The following is an 18767-nucleotide window of genomic DNA, read 5'->3' on the forward strand; positions in this document are numbered from 1 at the left end:
GGGCCACCGGGCTAGCTGGAGTAGACCTCGAACTCACCGAGCTGGCCGGCGGGCCAGCTGCTGTTGCCGGTGAACGTCAGCCGCAGGTACCGCTGGCTGGTCGCCGCGAAGGTCACGGTGACCGTGTTGCCGCTGGCCGGGTTGAAGGTGTAGCCGGCGGACGCCTTCAGGGTGCTGAACGACGAGCCGGTGGTGGAGCCGAGCACCGACAGCGTCTGCGTGCGGGTCTGCCACGCCGAGGACGGCGGGAGCTTCAGCACGACCCGGGACACCGTCCGGTTGGCACCCAGGTCCACCGTCACCGACTGCGGGAAGGCGTTGTTGGCGCTCTCCCAGTAGGTGTTCGGGTTGCCGTCGACCGTGTTGGCCGCCACGTACACGTCGGCGTGGCTGGTCTCCGCGGCCGGTCGGCCGAGCGCCAGGTTCCCGGTCGGCGGCGGCGTGGTCGGCGGCGGGGTCGTCGGGGGCGGGGTGGTGGGGCTGCCGCCGTACACCTCGAACTCGGAGAGCTGCGCCGCCGGCCAGCCCGTGTTGCCGGTGACGGTCAGCCGGACGAACCGGCGCTCGCCGGCCGGCACGCTGATCGACACCGTGTTGCCGCCGGCCGGGTCGAACGTGCGTCCGGCCGACCCGGCGAGGGTGGTCCACGAGGAGCCGTCGGTCGAGCCGAGCACCGACAGCGTCTGGGTCCGGCGCTCCCAGCCGGCGGGCAGCTTCAGCACCACCCGGTCGACGGAGCGCGCCGCGCCCAGGTCGACGGTCAGCGACTGCGGGAACGCGTTGTTGGCGCTCTCCCAGTAGCTGGCCGCGTTGCCGTCCACCGCGTTCGCCGCGCCGTAGTTCTGGTTGGTGCTGGTCGCGGTCGCCGGCCGGCCCTGCGCCAGGTTCCCGCCGGTCGGGGGCGGGGTGGTCGGCGGGGTGGTCGGCGGGGGCGTGGTGGGCGGCGGGGTGGTCGGGGGCGCGGTGGGCGTCGTCGTCGGGGGCGGGCTGGTGGGCCCGCCGCCCCACTGCGGCTCGGGCCACGGCCCGCAGTACGGCGTCGACGTGTACCAGCCGGAGTTGCCGGTGCCCTGGGTGATCTGGAAGCCGCTGCCGACGCAGTTGTGCATCGGGTTGGCCTGGGCGATCCCGGTCGCCCGCACGTTCGTGAAGGAGACCTGGCTGGGCGCCTGCACCTGGAGGGCGTACGTGCCCGCGCCGTCGATCCGTACGTTGTTGAAGCTGATCCCGCTGGACTGCCCCTCGATCCAGTGCAGCGCCGCGTACGAACTGTCCAGGATGTCGGTGTCGGTCACGTTGATCGCCGCGCCCTGGATGGGCTCGTTGAGCGCGGAGAACCAGATCGCGCCGACGCCGAAGCGCCAGTTGTAGTCCGAGTTGCCGTTGCGGATCAGGGTGTTCCGGGCGACGGTGATCGTCCCGGAGACGGCGGTCGGGCCGGTCACCCCGGGGTAGCGGTTGGCGACGTGGATGCCGCCGCCGTTGGTGACCGAGTCGGCGGTGACGTTGTCGGTGATCTTGATGTCCCGCCCGCCGTAGGTCACCAGGTGGTTGGCGAGGATCGTCACGCCGATCGTGTTGCGGGTGAAGGAGTTGTTCACGTTCGGCACGCTCTGCGCCCACATGGCGAGGGCGTCGTCACCCGTGTTGCGTACGAACGTGTTGGTCACCGTGGAGTTGGTGACGCCCCAGTGGAAGTTCACCCCGTCGGCGGTCTGGTCGAGGATCCGGCTGTTGCGGATGGTGAAGTTGTCCATCGGGCCGTCCATCCAGGCCCCGACCTTGGTGTGCTGCATCCAGACGTTGTCGACCACCGAGTTCGACATCGCCCCGCCGATGGCGTTGACCTGGTCCTCGTCCACCCGCTCCCGGATGTCGCCGATGATGGCGAAGTCGCGCAGCGTGACGTTGCGGCTGGGACCGCCGGCCTCGTGCGGCCGGATCTCGCCGCTGTAGCCGCCGCCGGGGACGTACTTGCCGTAGATGCCGGCAGCCCGCTTGCGGTCGGTCGGGTGCCGCCCGCCGAGCACCGAGTACCACGGGCCCGCCCCGCGCAGGGTCACCCCGTCCACGACGACGTGGTCCCAGAGGGTGAAGGTGCCGGTCGGGATCCAGACGGCCCGCCCCTGGGCCCGGCCGGCGTCCACCGCCGCCTGGAACCTGGCGGTCGAGTCGGTCGCGCCGGTCGGGTCGGCGCCGAAGTCGGTGACCACGTCGAGCACGCCGGTCGGCTTCGCGATGGGCCCGCCGACCAGCTCGAAGTCGGCCAGGTCGATGGTGAACGTCGGCGACTGGGCGGTCGAGGAGACCTGGAGCCGGATCTTCGTGCCGGCCGGGTACGTGGTCCCGAACATGGTCCGGGTCTCGTCGTAGAAGTGGTGCGGGTTGGTGTCGCCCGGGTTGTTGTTGAACGGGTAGCCGCCGTAGTACCAGCCGTACCGCGAGGTGACCGGCACCGCCTTGACCAGCGTGCCGTTGGCCCGCAGGTCGATGCTGGCGTCCCGGCCGGTGCCGGCGGCGTTGTCCGGCAGGCTGTAGCGGAAGGTGACCGCGTTGGCGGGCGCGGTCAGGGTGAACTCGACGTACTCGCCCACGGCGTCGAGGGTGACGGCCTCCCGGCCGGACGCCTCGGACGGCAGCGTGCCGTAGCGCCGGTCCGGGCCGATCCTCGTGCCGGTGTGCGCGACCTCCTCCGCCTCCTGCTCGACGAACGGGACGGTGGCGCCCCGCCCCGGGATGTCGAACGGCGAGAGTCCCGCCGCGCGGGCCGGGGTCGCGGTGGTGGTCAGCGCGACGACGGAGATCGAGGCCGCCGCGAGGGCGGTTCCGGTGAGGGCGGCGAGCCCCGCGCGGATGCGGTGTCTTCGCTGGTGGTGCGGGGTGGTGTGGTCGGCCATGAGCGGCGCTCCCTTTCCTGAGGTGGCCAGGTCCCCCGTGTCGTGCGGTGTGGTGCGCGTACCTCCCTGTCGGCCTCGGTTTGCGCGGGCCTGCGGGTGGGCGGTGCCGGCGGCCGGGACGGGCCGCCGGCACCGTCGGGTCAGGCCGTCCCGGGCGTCGGGTCCGTCCCGGGCGTCGGGGTGGGCGCCGCCTCGGCGGTACGCAGCCAGACGGCGGTGTCCGGGGGCAACCGGTCGTCGTCGAGCGGCCCGCTGACCAGCAGCCGGTCGGTGTGGGGCGGCAGCGGAACCGCCGTGTCCGACAGGTTGACCAGGCAGACGAACCCGGGTTCCCGCCGGAACGCGAGCACCCCCTCGGGGGCGGGCAGCCAGCTCAGCTCCCCGTCGCCGAGTGCCGCCTCGGCCCGCCGGACGGCGAGGGCGGCCCGGTACAGCTCCAGCATCGAGTGGACGTCGCCGGTCTGGGCGCGGGCGGTGCGGTCCTTCCAGTCGGCCGGCTGGGGCAGCCAGGGTGCCGCCGCCGCGTCGTCGGGGCTGAAGCCGAACGGCGGCGTCTCGCCGGACCAGGGGATCGGGACGCGGCAGCCGTCCCGGCCGGGGTCGACCCCGCCGGAGCGGAAGTGCATGGGGTCCTGCCGCAGCTCACGCGGGATGTCCTCGACCTCCCAGAGGCCCAGTTCCTCGCCCTGGTAGACGTACGCGGCGCCGGGCAGCGACAGCGACAGCAGCGCGGCGGCCCGGGCCCGGCGGGTGCCCAGCTCCAGGTCGGTGGGGGTGCCCTCGCGCTTGGCGGCGAAGCTGAACGTGGTGTCCGCCCGGCCGTAGCGGGTGACGTGCCGGGTGACGTCGTGGTTGGAGAGCACCCAGGTGGCCGGGGCGCCGACCAGCGCGTGCGCGCTCAGCGTCCCGTCGATGCTCTCGCGCAGCGCCGAGGCGTCCCAGGCGCAGCCGAGGAAGTCGAAGTTGAACGCCGCGTGCAGCTCGTCCGGGCGCAGGTAGTTGGCGAACCGCTGCCGGTCCGGCATCCACACCTCACCGATGAGTGCCCGGTCGCCGGGGTACTCGTCGGCGATCCGCCGCCAGTCGCGGTAGATCTCGTGCACCCCGTCGAGGTCGCGGAACGGGTGCGGCCGGTCCGGCAGGGTCTCGGGCAGCGTGCCGTCCTTGACCAGCAGCCCGGCCGAGTCGATCCGGATGCCGTCCACCCCGCGGTCGAACCAGAACCGCAGGATGTCCTCGAACTCGGCACGCACCCTGGGGTGGTCCCAGTTGAAGTCCGGCTGCTCCGGGGCGAACAGGTGCAGGTACCAGTCGCCGGGGGTGCCGTCCGGGTTGGTGGTCCGGGTCCAGGTCTCGCCGCCGAACTCGCCGACCCAGTCGGTGGGCCGCTGGTCGCCGTTCGGGCCCCGGCCGGGGCGGAACCAGAACAGGTCCCGCTCGGGCGCGCCCGGTCCGCCGACGAGCGCCGCCTGGAACCAGGGGTGCGCGTCGGAGCAGTGGTTCGGCACCACGTCGACGATGGTCCTGATGCCGAGGGCGTGCGCCTCCGCGATCAGCGCCTCCGCCTCGGCCAGCGTGCCGAAGACCGGGTCGATGTCGCGGTAGTCCGCCACGTCGTAGCCGGCGTCGGCCATCGGGGACGGGTACCAGGGGCTGAACCAGATCGCGTCGACGCCGAGCGCGGACAGGTAGTCCAGCCGCGACCGGATGCCGGCGATGTCGCCGATGCCGTCGCCGTCGCCGTCGGCGAAGCTACGCGGGTACACCTGGTAGATCACCGCTCCACGCCACCACGGACCGTTGTCTGCTCTGGACACGAGCACCTGCTTTCTGCGTCAGTGCGTCGGCGGGTTCGCCGGACCTTGATGTGTCCCGGGCGAACAGTCGTTGTCCGCCGCGGAAGGTTGCGCCGAGGGCTATCCCTTGAGGCTGCCCGTGGTGAGGCCGGACATGATGTTCCGCTGGAAGATCAGGAAGACGATGACGGTCGGGATCGCGGCGATGACCGAGGCGGCGACCACCACGTTCATGGGCGTACCGCCCGAGAAGGCGTAGATGCCGACGCTGACCGTCCGGGTCTCGGGTGACGGCATGACCAGCTTCGGCCAGAGGAAGTCCTTCCAGACCGCCGTCACGGCGAAGATCGAGACCACGCCGAGGATGGGACGCGACATCGGCAGGATGATCGACCAGAGCGTGCGCAGCGGGGTCGCCCCGTCCATGAGGGCCGCCGCCATCAGCTCCTCCGGGATCGAGTCGAAGAACCGCTTCAGGAGGAAGATGTTGAACGCGTTCGCGACCAGGGGCAGCCAGATCGCGAACGGCGAGTCGAGCAGGTTGACGTGCAGGATCGGCAGGTCGATCACGGTCACGTACTGCGGGACGATGAGGACCATCGCCGGGATCATCAGCGTCGCCAGCATCAGGCCGAGGATCACGTTGCCGAAGACCGGGCGGAGCTTCGACAGGGAGTACGCCGCGGCGGTGTCGAGGACGAGCTGGAACAGCACCGCGCCGGTCGCGTAGTAGAACGTGTTGAACAGCAGCTTGGCGAGATCCAGGTTGTTCCACGCGTCGACGTAGTTCTGCCACTGGGGATCCCGCGGGAACAACGACGGCGGGGTCTGCGCGATCTCCTGGCCCGACTTGAGCGCGCCGGTGACCATCCAGTAGAGCGGCCCGAGGAAGACGAGCGTGAATCCCGCCACGACGACGGCGAGCAGCGTCCAGTAGATCACCCTGCCGCGCCCCCGCCTGAGCTGGGCGGCAGAGACGAGTGTCCGGGTCCCGGAGTCCTGTGCCATTCCGCGTCCGTCCTAGTCCTGTTTCGCAGTCAGCCGCACGTAGACGGCGGAGAAGCCGGCCAGCACCACGAGCATGATCACGCCGAGCGCGGCGGCGCCGTTGAGGTCGTTCTGGAAGAAGCCGTGCTGGTAGATGAGGTACGCGACCGAGGTCGCCGAGTCCTCCGCGCCCGCGCCGTTGGCGAGGATCAACGGCTCGATGAAGAGCTGCATGGTGGCGACGATCTGGAGCATCGCCAGGAGCGCGAGGATCAGCCGGGTCTGCGGGATGGTCACGTGCCGGATCCGCCGCCAGATCCCGGCGCCGTCCAGCTCGGCCGCCTCGTAGAGTTCGCCGGGGATGTTCTGCAACGCCGCCAGGTAGATCAGCACCGCGCTGCCCATGTTCATCCAGGTCGACGCGAGCACCATCGCGGGCATCGTCATCTCGGGGGACTGCATCCACTGCGACGTCGGCAGGTGCAGCGCCTTGAGGATCGCGTTGAAGAGCCCCGCGTCGCTGGGGTCGTACGCGTAGAACTTGAACAGGAAGAGCGCCGAGGCCGGCGGCAGCATCACCGGCAGGTAGACCAGGATCCGCAGGTACCCCTTGGCGTGGCGGAACTCGTTGAGCAGGATCGCCACGAAGAACGGCACCACGTAGCCGAGGACGAGCGCGAGGACGGTGAAGGAGAACGTGTTCTTCCAGGCCGTCCAGAAACTCGGGTCGGCCATGATGCGCGTGTAGTTGTCCCAGCCCACCCAGGTGGTCTCGCCGCGCCGGGTGCGCTGGAAGCTCATCACGATGCCGCGGATCATCGGGTACCAGGAGAAGACCGCGAAGCAGAGCACCGCGCCGATCAGGAACGCGTGGCCGGTGAGGTTGTCCCGCACCTTGCGGCCGAGGCTCGTACGCTGCGGCCGTACCGGGGACGGCGGCGCGGGACGACCCGCGTCTCTGGTGGCCCCCGGGGCGGAGATGATCGCCAAGGCAACTCCTGGTGAGTCAGTGACCGGACGTGCGGTGCGGACTTCGGTGGGGGCCGGCGCGCCGGCCCCCACCTCCGGATCAGCTCTCCGCGGCGAGGAGCTGGTTGACCTTGTCTTCGGCCGTCTTGAGCAGCGCGTCGATGTTCGCGTTCGGGTTGGTCAACACCCCGGACATCGCCGCGTCGAGCACCGCGTAGATCGCCTGCGCGTTACGCGGTTCGCCCTTGATCGGCACCGGGTTGGCCTCGAAGAGCGCGAAGTTCGCGGTGTCGACGTTCGCGTTCGCCTTGCGCAGCTCGAGCTCCTGCTTCTGCGCCTCGCTGCCGCCCGCGAAGAGCAGCGGCTGGGGCAGGCCGACCGGGTAGTTCTGCGGCTTGGCCCGGACGTAGTCGAACTGGCCCTTGCCGGGCGTCAGCTTCTGGTAGGCGATCCACTTCAGACCGGCCTTGACCTGCTCCGGAGAGAGGCCCTTCTTGAAGAAGTAGCCCTCGCCGCCACCGAGCGTCGCCTTCGCCGGGCCGTCCTGGCCGGGCAGCGGTGCCATCGCCCAGTCCTGGAACTTGCCCTGGAACTGGCTGACGATCGCCTGGGTGGCGTCCGGCGCGCCGATGAACATGCCCACCTTGCCCGCGGCGGCGTTGGTCAGCAGGTCGCCCCACTGGAGCAGCTGGCGGCTGCCCATGCTGTTGTCGCCGTACCGCATGTCCTTGAGGTTCTGCAGGACATGCTTGCCCATCGCGTTGTTGAAGTCGGCCTTCTTGCCGTCCTCGGTCAGCACCTGGCCGCCCTGCGAGTAGAGCAGGGAGGTGAAGTGCCAGCCGCCGGTGTTGCCGGCGCTGTACTCCGAGTAGCCGGCGATGCCGTTGCCGAGCGCGGAGATCTTCTTGGCCGCCGCCCGGACCTCGGGCCACGTCTTGGGCGGGTTGTTGACGTCGAGCCCCGCCTGCTGGAACAGGACCTTGTTGTAGACCAGGCCCATCGAGTAGTTCTTCGCCGGGACGGCGTAGAGCTTGCCGCCGTCGCTGAAGACCTCCTTGAGCGCCGGGTCGACGCTGTCCCAGGTGGGGACCGTGTCCTTGTTGGCGTACTCGGTGATGTCCATGACCTGGCCGGAGTCCAGCACCTGCTGGAGGTCGGTCATGTACCCGTAGAACAGGTCGGTCACGGTGCCGCCGGCCAGGCGGGCGGTGAAGTCCGGCGGGTTGTTGCACTGCTCGCCGACGCTCACGCTCTTGATGACGATGTCGGGGTTCTGCCGCTGGAATTCGGCGACGTCGTCGTTCCAGTTCTTCAACAGCTCTTTCTGGGAGCCGACCGGCTGGCAGTCGACGGTGACGGTGACCTTGCCGCCTGCGCTGCCTGTCGCGTCATCGCTCTTCGTCGAACAGGCCGCAAGGCTGAGCCCCAGGCCGGCCACGAGCGCCAACGCCGCAGTCTTCCGGTACTGCGGTACGGACATCTGTCCATCCCTTCGGGAACGGTGTCTCCATGACCTGCGCTGATGCCCGGTGGTCGTCACCGCGCCGATGCGCCGTCACTGATCTGCATCTGCTGAGCGACCTGGCCCCGGGCAGCTGCGTCGGGGCCAGGTGTGAGTGGGGTCACTGTAGCTAAGCGAACTTGTTCCAGCAAGGTATCGATCTAATAATGAAAAAACGGAACTTCATAGTCGACAGATTTTGACAGGAGCTTGGAAGTGGTCGAGTTGCGGCCTTCGCCCTGATTGGCACCCGGTCGGATCGAGCCCCGCTTCGCACCAGGAGCCGCCGGTGCCGCGATCGGCACTCGTGATCGGTTGACGCTCCGCCGGCTCCGCGCGGCCCTCCGCCCGGGCCGACGCCAACGGATCATGGGACGCGACGGCGGCGCCAGGGGCGCAGGCGGGCACGGCCTGGGACAGCGGCGCTGGGGGTCGCCGGCAACGACGAACCGGCCGCCGACCGCGAGCAGCGGTCGACGGCCGGAGCGTCGATGGGTGGCCGGAGCGTCGTCCGGTGGACAGGCGGGGTCCGTGGCCGGACCGTCAGCCGGCGGTCAGCGCGATGCGGTCGGGGCGGAAACGGGGGTCAGCGACCGGGGGCGGGCGCGGTGGAGCCGCGTACGACCAGCTCGGGCTCGAACAGCAGCTCGTCGTGCAGCACGCCGGCGCCCTCGATCTGGGTGACCAGCAGGTCCACCGCGGCCTGCCCCATCGTCTCGATCGGCTGCCGCACGGTGGTCAACGGCGGGTCGGTGCAGGTCATGAACGCGGAGTCGTCGAAGCCCACCACCGACACGTCGGTCGGCACCACACGACCCAGCCGCCGGGCGGCCCGGATGGCGCCCAGGGCCAGCACGTCGCTGGCGCAGATGATGCCGGTCACGCCGCGCTCGACCAGCTTGGTCGCGGCGACCCGCGCCCCTTCCATGGAGAAGCTGGAGCGCTCCACGTACGCCGTGTCGTCACCCCAGCCCGCCGCCTGGGCCATCGCGTCCAGCTTGCGCCGGGACGGCACGTGCCCCTCCGGGCCGAGCACCATCCCGATCCGGTCGTGCCCGAGCGAGCGCAGGTGCCCGTAGGCCTGCTCCACCGCCACCGCGTCGTCCGTGGAGACCCGGGGGAAGCCCAACTCGTCCACACCCGCGTTGACCAGCACCACCGGCAGGCCCCGGTCCGTCAGCCGGCGGTAGTGGTCGTGCCGGGCGTCGGCGAGCGCGTACGAACCACCGGCGAAGATCACCCCGGAGACCTGGTGGTCGAGGAGCATCTCCACGTAGTCCATCTCGGAGACGCCGCCGATGGTGCGGGCGCAGAGCGCCGGGGTGAAGCCGCGTTGGGCGAGGGACCCGGTGACCACCTCGGCGAGCGCCGGGAAGATCGGGTTCTGCAACTCGGGCAGCACCAGCCCGACCAGCCGGGCACGCTCGCCGCGCAGCTTGGTCGGCCGCTCGTAGCCGAGCACGTCCAGCGCGGTCAGCACGGCCGTCCGGGTCGCCTCGGAGACCCCGTCCCGACCGTTGAGCACCCGGCTGACGGTGGCCTCGCTGACGCCCGCCTTCTTGGCAACTTCGGTCAACCGTTTCGTCACGGCCGCAATCGTACGTCACCTCGGTGAAAGAAATGGGCAGCCATCTGCCGGGCGATTGCGTTGCGCTGCCGCGCGCTGCCCGCATCCGGCATCCGACGTGCGGCCCGGCCGTCAGGACATGTCGCGCAGCGCGTCCTCGATCGCCCGGTGGAAGGTCGGGTACGCGTAGATCATCTGCCGGAGGCGGGCGATCGGCACGGCCGCGTGCACCGCCACCGCCAGACCGGAGAGCACCTCGCCACCGGCCGGCCCCACCGAGGTCGCGCCGATCAGCACGCCCTGGTCGGCGTCCGCGACCAGCTTGACGAAGCCCTCGTTGCCGGCCTTGTGGATCCAGCCCCGGGCCGACGACGGCAACCGGGCGAGGCCGACCTGCACGTTGACGCCCCGCTCGCGGGCCTGCGACTCGGTGAGGCCGACCGCGCCGACCTCGGGATCGGTGAAGGTCACCCGGGGCAGCGCCCGGTAGTCGGCGCGCGGCACCGCACCGGCGGAGCCGCCCACGCCGGTGGCACCCGACGCCCCACCCGTCGCGTTCGCGGTGCCGCTGGGGTCGGGCCCGCCGTCGGCGCGTCGGGCGTGGGCGAGCAGGTCGGCGACGACGATCCCCGCCTGGTACATCGCGACGTGCGTGAACGCCCCCTCGCCGGTGACGTCGCCGACCGCCCAGATCCCCTCGGTGACGTGCAGCCGGTCGTCCACGGTCAGGTAGCGCCGGCCGGCGTCCACCCCGACGGTGTCCAGGCCCAGTTCGTCCAGGTGGGCCCGGCGGCCGGTCACCACCAGCAGCCGCTCGGCGGTGAACTCCGCCCCATCGGCGGCGTGCACGGTGAAGCCCCGCCCGTCGTGGCCCACCCGCTGCGCCCGCACCCCGGTGTGGATCTCCACCCCGTCGGCGCGCAGCGCGGCGGCGGCCACCTCGGACGCCTCGGGCTCCTCGACGGCGAGCACCCGGTCCAGGGCCTCGACCACGGTGACCCGGACCCCGAACCGGGCGAAGACCTGCGCCAGCTCCAGCCCGATCGCCCCGCCGCCCAGCACCAGCAGCGACTCCGGCAGCTCCTCGACCTCGATCGCCTGCCGGTTGGTCCAGTACGGCGTGTCGGCCAGCCCGTCGACCGGCGGCACGGACGGTTTGGTGCCGGTGCCCAGCACGATCCCGTGCCGGGCGTGGAAGACCCGCTCGCCGACCCGGACCCGGCCGGGTCCGTCGAGCCGGGCGCTGCCCCGGACGAACCGCCCGCCCTTGCCGGTGAACCGCCGCACCGCGACCGTGTCGTCCCAGGTGTCGGTGGCCTCCTCGCGGATCCGCTTCGCCACCGGCGCCCAGTCGGGCCGGACCTCGGCGGTGCCCGCGAGCCCGTCCACGCGGCGGGCCTCGGCGATCGCGTTGGCCGCGCGGATCATCATCTTGCTCGGCACGCACCCCCAGTACGGGCACTCCCCGCCGACCAGGTCGCGCTCGACGCCGACGACGGTCAGCCCCGCCTCGGCGAGCCGCCCGGCCACCTCCTCGCCGCCGACCCCGAGCCCGACCACGACCACGTCCACCAGTTCCGGATCCGCCATCCCGCCAGCATCGCGCACCGCCCGGCGGCCGGCCAGCGGGTCGACCCGGAAATCCGCTGCCCGCGGACGTCCCGGCCTCCTACCGTGGCCGGATGCGCACCCGCTTCTCCGCCGTCCACGACTGCTTCACCGAACTGCTCGCCGAGGGCCGGGAGACCGGGGCCGGCCTGGCGATCTGGTACGACGGCGAGCCGGTGGTCGACGTCGTCGGCGGCGAGCGGTCACCGGGGCGGCCGTGGCTGCCGGACACGCTGGTGAACGTCTACTCCGTCGCCAAGCCGGTCGCCGCGCTCTGCCTGCTGGCGCTGGTCGACCGGGGCCGGCTCGACCTGGACGACCCCGTCGCCGATCACTGGCCCGGCTTCCGCGCCCCGGCCACCGTCCGCCAGGTGTTGACGCACACCGCCGGGCTGCCGGCCTTCCCGGTGCCCCGGCCGGCCGCCGCCGTCGCCGACTGGGACCTGCTCTGCGCCGACCTCGCCGCCGCCGAGCCCGAGTGGCCGCCGGGGTCCGTCGCGGGCGAGCACGCCTGGACGTACGGGCACCTGGTGGGCGAGCTGGTGCGGCGGGTCGACGGGCGGTCGGTGGGCCGCTTCCTGGCCGAGGAGATCGCCGGGCCGTGGCGGCTGGACCTCGGCTTCGGCCTCGGCGCGGCGGACCAGCGGCGCTGCGCCGACCTGCGGTACGGCGATCCTGGGTGGCCGGACCGGGTGGCGGGCGAGCCGGGTTCGCTCTGGGCGCGGGCGCTGGACAACCCGCCCGGTGGGCGGGACCTGTCGGTGGTGAACAGCTCGCTCTGGCGCGGCGCCGAGGTGCCGGCCGTCAACCTGCACTCGACGGCGGGCGCCCTGGCCCGCCTCTACGCGGGACTGCTCGCCGGCGGCGTCCTCGACGGCGTACGGCTGTTCGGCCGGGAACTGGTGGCCGAGGCGACCCGGGTCCAGTACGACGGCGACGACCTGCTGCTCGGCCGGCGGACCCGCTGGACGCTGGGCATGCAGTGGGAGGAGGACGGCAGCTGGGGCATGGGCGGGATCGGCGGCAGCTCCGCCTGGGCCGATCCCGGACGCGGCTACACCTTCGCCTACGCCACGTCCCACCTGGCCGACCACGACCGGGTCGACGCCCTGACGGACGCCCTGCACTCCTGCCTCTGACCGCACTCCTGCCTCTGACCGCACGGCGGCCCGGACGGCCAGCGGCAGGGGCCCGCCACGGCCCGGACGGCCAGCGGCAGGAGCCCCGTCCCGCGGCGGGCGGACGGTCAGCGGCGGGAGCCCGTCACGGGGCGGACAGGGTCAGCGGGCCGGGCACCAGGGCGGGCCCGGGGATCACCACCGGCGCGCCGACGGGGGTGAGCAGGGCGCGGGCGGCCACCGCCAGCCGGCGGCGCTGCGGCACCAGCGCCCGGTCGACGAAGACGTCGTAGTCCCGCGCGGCCACCTCGTCCAGGATCCCGCCGTACAGCGCGTACGCGGTGCGCATGCAGGCCTGCGAGGCGGGCGCGAGCAGGGTGATCCCGGGGGCCGCGGCGGCGTAGTGGGCCTGGGCGCGGGTCACCTCGTATGCGATCAGCGCCCGGATCCGGGACGTGGCGCGGCCCCGGGCGCGCGCCTCGGCCAGGTCCTCGCGGGTGACGCCGAACAGGGCCAGGTCGTCGTCGGGCAGGTAGGTCCGCCCCCGGTCGAGGTCCTCGGCCACGTCCCGGATGAAGTTGGTGAGCTGGAAGGCGAAGCCGAGCTGGCGGGCCGGCTCCCGGGCCGCCGCCGGGTCGGAGCTGCCCAGGATCGGCAGCATCATGGTGCCGATCACCGCCGCCGAACCCTCCATGTAGTCGAGCAGGTGGTCGTAGGTGCGGTACGAGGTGACCGTCAGGTCCATCGCCATGCTCTTGAGAAACGACGCGAAGTCGTCCCGGTCGAGATCGAAGACGGCGATCGTGTGCAGCACGGCGGGGAGCAGCGGGTCGTCCACCGGTTCGCCGTGCAGTCCGGCGACGAAGCGGCCAGCCCAGTCGTCGAGTCGGGCGGCGCGCCCGGCCGGGGGGAGTTCCTCGGTGCGGTCGACGATCTCGTCCGCGTAGCGCGTGAATCCATACAAGGCGTGCACATGCCGCCGTTTCCAAGCGGGCAGCAACCGGGTGGCGAGATAGTAGGTGCGGCCGTGCCGTCGGTGCAGCTCACGGCAGCGGCCATAGGCCACGGTGAGATCGGTGTCCACCGGCCCTCCTCATCGAACGACGCACGAATCGACGCAACTCGTAAGCCTAGGGTACGCTCGGTCACATGGCCAACGACGCAGTTGCGGGTAACTCGCTCCGCGTGGCCCCCGCCCGCCCGACAGACGGGGACGACCCGGTCCGGGCGGTCCTGGCCGCGTACACGAAGGACCTGGTCACGGCGGTGGAGGGCACCCTCGCCACCTTCCTGGCCACCGAGGTCGACGCGCTGAGGGAGATCGACGCGGCGATGGGCGGATTCGCCGCGACGGCGCGCGACTGCGTGCTGGCCGGCGGCAAGCGCGTCCGCCCCACGTTCGCCTACTGGGGGTGGCGCGGCGCGCCGGGCGGCACGGGTCCGCTGCCGGCGGTGCTGCCCGCGTTCGCCGCCCTGGAGCTGCTGCACACCTTCGCCCTCGTACAGGACGACGTGATGGACGACTCCGCCACCCGCCGTGGCCGGCCGACCGCGCACGTGGCGCTGGCCAACCGGCACACCGCCGCCGGCCACCGGGGTGACCCGCGTCGGTTCGGCGAGGCGGTCGCGGTGCTGATCGGCGACCTCTGCATGGTCTGGGCCGACCGGCTCCTCGCCCGCGCGACGCTGCCACCGGCCCGTCTGCTCGACGTCCGGCGCTGCTACGACCAGATGCGCGTGGAGACGATCGCCGGGCAGTATCTCGACGTGCTCGGCGAGAGCGACGCGGCGAACTGGTCGGTGGACCGGGCGCTGCGGGTCGCCCGCTACAAGACCGCGAGCTACACGGTGCAGCGGCCACTGCTCTTCGGCGCCTGCCTGGCCGGCGTCGGCGGCGACGCCCCGCTGACCGCCGCGTACACCCGCTACGGGCTCGCCGTCGGCGAGGCGTTCCAGCTCTGCGACGACCTGCTCGGCGTCTACGGCGACCCGGCGAGCACCGGCAAACCGGCCGGCGACGACCTGCGCACCGGCAAGCCGACAGTGCTGCTCATGGTGGCCCGGCAGCTCGCCACGCCGACCCAGCGGCGCGCGCTGGACGGGGTCGGCGCCGACGTGGGGGACGCGGAGGTCGCCCGCCTCGCCGAACTGGTCGCCGACACCGGGGCGGTCGACCGGGTCGAACGCATGATCTCCGACCGGGTCACCGAGGCGCTCACCGCGCTCGGCACCGCGTCGATCGACGAGACCGCGCGCACCGCGCTCACCGGCCTCGCCACCGCCGCCACCAACCGGCGGGCATGATGGGCAACTTCGCACAAGGAGGTGGTCGCGTGCGCACCGTCGACGGGCGTACGGACCGGGTGGTCGTCGTGGGCGCCGGGCTGGGCGGGCTGGCCTGCGCGCTGCACCTGGCGGGCAGCGGTCGGCAGGTGACCGTGCTGGAGCGCGAGCCGGTGCCGGGCGGCCGGGCCGGCCGGCTCGGCGTGGACGGCTACGAGTTCGACACCGGGCCCACCGTGCTCACCATGCCCGACCTGATCGCCGAGGCGCTCGGCGCGGTCGGCGAGGAGCTGGACGACTGGCTCGACCTCACCCCGCTCGACCCGGCCTACCGGGCGTACTACCCGGACGGGTCGACGCTCGACGTCATCACCGACACCACCCGGATGGCCGCCGAGATCGCCCGGGTCTGCGGCCCGCGCGAGGCCGACGGCTACCTGCGCTTCGTCGACTACGCGCGCAAGCTCTGGCAGTGGGAACGCGCCGACTTCATCGAGCGCAACCTGGACGCGCCCACCGACCTGCTCACCGGCAACCTGGTCAAGCTGCTGGCCGGCGGCGCCTTCCGGCGGCTCCAGACGAAGATCAACCAGTTCTTCCGGGACCCGCGCACCCAGCGGATCTTCTCCTTCCAGGCGATGTACGCCGGCCTCGCGCCGCACGACGCGCTGGCCATCTACGCGGTCATCGCGTACCTCGACTCGGTGGCCGGGGTCTACTTCCCGCGCGGCGGCATCCACGCGGTCTCCCGCGGCATGGCCGGCGCCGCCGAGAAGCACGGCGTCCAGATCCGCTACGACACGACGGTGACCCGGGTGGAGACCGCCCACGGCCGGGCCACCGGCGTGGTGACCGCCGACGGCGAGCTGATCCCGGCCGACGTGGTCGTGCTCAATCCCGACCTGCCGGTCGCCTACCGCGACCTGCTGCCGCCGAGCCGCCCGCGCAGGCTCACCTACTCCCCTTCCTGCGTGGTCCTGCACGTCGGGTCGACGCAGGGGTATGGGAAGATCGCCCACCACAACATCCACTTCGGACGGTCGTGGAAGGGCACCTTCGATGAGGTCATCCGGCGGGGCGAGCTGATGAGCGACCCGTCCCTGCTGGTCACCAACCCGAGCCGGACCGACCCGTCCGTGGCCCCGGCCGGGCGGCACACCTACTACGTGCTCGCCCCGGTGCCCAACCTCGACCGGGCGCCGTTCGACTGGCGGGGCGACCTCACCCAGCGCTACGCCGACCAGCTCGTCGGGACCCTGGAGGAGCGCGGCTACGTCGGCTTCGGCGCCGGCGTCGAGGTGCTGCGGGCCGTGACCCCGGCCGAGTGGGCGGAGCAGGGGATGGCCGCCGGCACCCCGTTCGCCGCCGCCCACAGCCTCTTCCAGACCGGCCCGTTCCGCCCGTCGAACCTGCACCGGACTCTGCCGAACGTCGTCTTCGTCGGCTCGGGCACCCAGCCCGGCGTCGGCGTGCCCATGGTGCTCATCTCCGGCAAGCTCGCCGCCGGCCGCATCACCGGGGGATCCTGATGGCCCTCCCCCTCGGACCCTGGAGACACCTGCCGTGACCACCCGCGAGAAGCACCTCGTCGAGCTCGTCGACGACGCCGGGCGGCCACAGGGCGAGACCACCGTGGCCGCCGCCCACCAGCCCCCGGGGCAGCTCCACCGCGCCTTCTCGGTGCTGCTCGTCGACCCCGACGGCCGGGTGCTGCTGCAACGGCGGGCACCGGTGAAGACCCGCTTCCCGCTGCGCTGGGCCAACTCGTGCTGCGGCCACCCGACGCCGGGCGAGTCCCTCGTCGAGGCCGCCAACCGCCGGCTGCGCGAGGAGCTCGGCGCCGACCCGGTCGAGCTGACCGAGGTCGGGGTGTACGTCTACTACGCCGAGGACCCGGCCACCGGTCGGGTGGAGTTCGAGTACGACCACGTCCTGCGGGGCCGGTTCCGGCCGGGCAGCCCGCTGCTGCCCGACCCCGACGAGGTGGCCGAGCTGCGCTGGGTGGACCCCGCCACGCTGGCGGCCGACCTGGACGCCGACCCCCGCGCGTACGCACCGTGGCTGGGCGGGGTGGTGAACCGGCTGCTGGCCCCCTCTGGGCCGGCCGTCGGCCCGCCGGGTCCGGCCGCCATCCCGCCCGGCCCGCCGGCGGACGACGCGTCGGAGCGGTCGGGTGGCCGATGAGGCGCTGAGCGCGGGAGCCGTCGCCCGACGGCTGGGCGTCGCCGTGACCACCCTGCGCACCTGGCACCAGCGCTACGGCCTCGGGCCCAGCGAGCACGTACCCGGGCACCACCGGCGCTACACGCCGGCCGACCTCGCGCGCCTGGAGATCATGCGACGGCTCACCGCCCAGGGGGTCACCCCGGCGGAGGCGGCCCGCTGGGCCCGCCGGGCGCCGGACGCCGTGCCCGCCGACGCCGCCGTACGCCCACGGGTGCGTGCCGTCGCCGGCCGGGACGGCGGCGGGTCGACGATCCCCGTCGGCCGGGCCGGACCGGCGGCCCGGGGGCTGGCCCGCGCCGCCATGCGGCTGGACGCGGTCGCGATCGGCGAGACGATCGCCCGGGCCGTCCAGGCGGACGGCGTGATCGCCACCTGGGACGGGCTGCTGCGCCCCGTCCTCTTCGGCATCGGGGAGCGGCACGCCGCCACCGGTGGCCTGGTCGAGGTCGAGCACCTGATGTCGCGCTGCGTCTCGGAGGCGTTCGCGGTGGCCGCCCGGGCCGGCGCGCCCGCCGGCCCGCCGCGCATCGTGCTCACCTGCGCCGACGAGGAGCAGCACACCCTGCCGTTGGAGGCGCTCGCCGCCGCGCTCGCCGAGGCCGGGGTCGGCTACCGGATGCTCGGCGCCCGGATGCCGCTGCCCGCGCTGCTCGAGGCCGTCAACCGGACCGGGCCGGCCGCCGTGGTGATCTGGTCGCACAGCCGGGCCACCGCCGACCCCGCCCAGCTCAACGCCCTGCTCGCCGCGCCCCGCCGGCCGCTGCTGGTGCTCGCCGCCGGGCCGGGCTGGCTGGCGGACTCGCTGCCCGCCGGGGTGGTGCGGCCGGTCGACCTCACCGAGGCGGTCTCGCTGGCGCTCGCCCTACGCGACTCCCTGGACCAGGCGACGACGGACTGACCGGGGGGTGCCGGGGGCGGAACGCCGTCCACTAGCGTCGGGAGGTCCGCCGACCCCGACCCCTCCGGGAGCGAACGATGCGCGCACGCGCCGTGCTGGCCACCGCTCTGGCCCTGCTCCTCCTCGGCGGCTGCGGCGACGGCACCGCGACCGATCGGCGGGCCGCCGGCCCCGACCCCGTCGCCTCGGCCCCGCTGCCGGCCGAGCCGGCTCCGTCGGCCACCCCGCGACCGAGCCGCACCGCCCCGCCCCGGCCCCTGGTCCGCCCGCTGCCGGCGAAGCTGCCGGCGGGGCTGCGCCGCACGACCGGCGTACGGACCGTGGCGTTGACCTTCGACGACGGGCCCGACCCGGCCTGGACGCCGAAGGTCCTCGACCGCCTCCGGGCGGCCCGGGTCACCGCCACCTTCTGCGTGGTGGGTACGCAGGCCCGACGCCACCCCGAGCTGGTCCGACGGATCGTGCGGGAGGGCCACCAGCTCTGCAACCACAGCTGGAACCACGACCTGGACCTGGCCCGGCGGCCGGTCGCCGACATCCGGCGGGACCTCGTCCGCACCAACGCGGCGATCCGGAAGGCGGTGCCGGGCGCCAAGGTGCCGTTCTACCGGCAACCGGGGGGCCGGTGGACGCGGGAGGTGGTGACGGTCGCCGGGCAGCTCGGCATGCGGTCGCTGCACTGGAACGTCGACCCGCAGGACTGGGGCAAGCCGACCGCCGCGACGATCGCCAAGCGGGTACGCGCCGCGGCCCGGCCCGGCTCGGTCGTGCTGCTGCACGACGGGGGCGGCAATCGGGCGGCCACGTTGGCCGCCTGCCCCCACCTGATCACCGACCTGAAGCGCCGCTACGGCGTCGCCCGGCTCCGCTAGACCCCTCTGACCTGCGGATTCGTCCGCCGTTGTGGCTAGGGCCAT

At 73.0% G+C, this 18767-nt stretch carries 14 protein-coding genes; 6 read left to right on the forward strand and 8 right to left on the reverse strand.

Annotation, left to right across the window (positions count from 1 at the left end; genetic code table 11):
- Positions 1–11 precede the first annotated feature (11 nt).
- From DER29_RS10615 to DER29_RS10645, 7 genes are all read right to left on the reverse strand, one after another.
- Complete coding sequence (locus DER29_RS10615; protein ID WP_121397198.1) at positions 12–2897, reverse strand: discoidin domain-containing protein; 2886 nt, start codon at positions 2895–2897, stop codon at positions 12–14.
- Positions 2898–3037: 140 nt separating this feature from the next.
- Positions 3038–4714 carry a glycoside hydrolase family 13 protein gene (locus DER29_RS10620; protein WP_121399134.1) on the reverse strand — a complete coding sequence of 559 codons (1677 nt, stop codon included), beginning with the start codon at positions 4712–4714 and terminating at the stop codon, positions 3038–3040.
- Between the two features lie 99 nt (positions 4715–4813).
- Complete coding sequence (locus tag DER29_RS10625; RefSeq protein WP_121397199.1) at positions 4814–5701, reverse strand: carbohydrate ABC transporter permease; 888 nt, start codon at positions 5699–5701, stop codon at positions 4814–4816.
- A 12-nt stretch (positions 5702–5713) separates the two neighbouring features.
- Positions 5714–6670, reverse strand: a complete 957-nt coding sequence (locus tag DER29_RS10630; protein WP_121397200.1) for a carbohydrate ABC transporter permease — start codon at positions 6668–6670, stop codon at positions 5714–5716.
- A gap of 79 nt (positions 6671–6749) precedes the next feature.
- On the reverse strand, positions 6750–8129 hold the full coding sequence (locus DER29_RS10635) for an ABC transporter substrate-binding protein (RefSeq protein ID WP_121397201.1): 1380 nt from the start codon (positions 8127–8129) through the stop codon (positions 6750–6752).
- Between the two features lie 607 nt (positions 8130–8736).
- Positions 8737–9738 (reverse strand): LacI family DNA-binding transcriptional regulator, encoded by a 1002-nt coding sequence (locus tag DER29_RS10640; protein WP_121397202.1) that lies wholly within the window; start codon positions 9736–9738, stop codon positions 8737–8739.
- 111 nt (positions 9739–9849) lie between these two features.
- On the reverse strand, positions 9850–11307 hold the full coding sequence (locus DER29_RS10645) for an NAD(P)/FAD-dependent oxidoreductase (protein ID WP_121397203.1): 1458 nt from the start codon (positions 11305–11307) through the stop codon (positions 9850–9852).
- Positions 11308–11399: 92 nt separating this feature from the next.
- Between DER29_RS10645 and DER29_RS10650 the strand changes: the two genes are divergently transcribed.
- Positions 11400–12464, forward strand: a complete 1065-nt coding sequence (locus tag DER29_RS10650; RefSeq protein WP_121397204.1) for a serine hydrolase — start codon at positions 11400–11402, stop codon at positions 12462–12464.
- A 124-nt stretch (positions 12465–12588) separates the two neighbouring features.
- On the opposite strand, the gene DER29_RS10655 is transcribed toward DER29_RS10650, so the two are convergent.
- Positions 12589–13527 carry a phytoene/squalene synthase family protein gene (locus DER29_RS10655; protein WP_121397205.1) on the reverse strand — a complete coding sequence of 313 codons (939 nt, stop codon included), beginning with the start codon at positions 13525–13527 and terminating at the stop codon, positions 12589–12591.
- A gap of 65 nt (positions 13528–13592) precedes the next feature.
- Here DER29_RS10655 and DER29_RS10660 point away from each other — a divergent pair, with 65 nt between their 5' ends.
- The 5 genes from DER29_RS10660 (at position 13593) to DER29_RS10680 (ending at position 18722) form a co-directional block, all read left to right on the forward strand.
- Entirely contained in the window at positions 13593–14747 is a 1155-nt protein-coding gene (locus DER29_RS10660) for a polyprenyl synthetase family protein (RefSeq protein ID WP_121397206.1), read from the forward strand.
- Positions 14747–16255 (forward strand): phytoene desaturase family protein, encoded by a 1509-nt coding sequence (gene crtI, locus DER29_RS10665; RefSeq protein WP_121397207.1) that lies wholly within the window; start codon positions 14747–14749, stop codon positions 16253–16255. Before DER29_RS10660 ends, crtI begins: the two co-directional genes overlap by 1 nt.
- A gap of 34 nt (positions 16256–16289) precedes the next feature.
- On the forward strand, positions 16290–16910 hold the full coding sequence (idi, locus tag DER29_RS10670) for an isopentenyl-diphosphate Delta-isomerase (RefSeq protein ID WP_121397208.1): 621 nt from the start codon (positions 16290–16292) through the stop codon (positions 16908–16910).
- On the forward strand, positions 16900–17850 hold the full coding sequence (locus tag DER29_RS10675) for a MerR family transcriptional regulator (RefSeq protein WP_121397209.1): 951 nt from the start codon (positions 16900–16902) through the stop codon (positions 17848–17850). The genes idi and DER29_RS10675 overlap by 11 nt, the downstream gene beginning before the upstream one ends.
- A gap of 77 nt (positions 17851–17927) precedes the next feature.
- A complete protein-coding gene (locus DER29_RS10680; RefSeq protein WP_121397210.1) occupies positions 17928–18722 on the forward strand; it encodes a polysaccharide deacetylase family protein in 795 nt (264 codons plus the stop codon).
- Positions 18723–18767: the final 45 nt, after the last annotated feature.

This window comes from Micromonospora sp. M71_S20 (genome assembly GCF_003664255.1).
In the GTDB taxonomy this organism is placed as follows: domain Bacteria; phylum Actinomycetota; class Actinomycetes; order Mycobacteriales; family Micromonosporaceae; genus Micromonospora.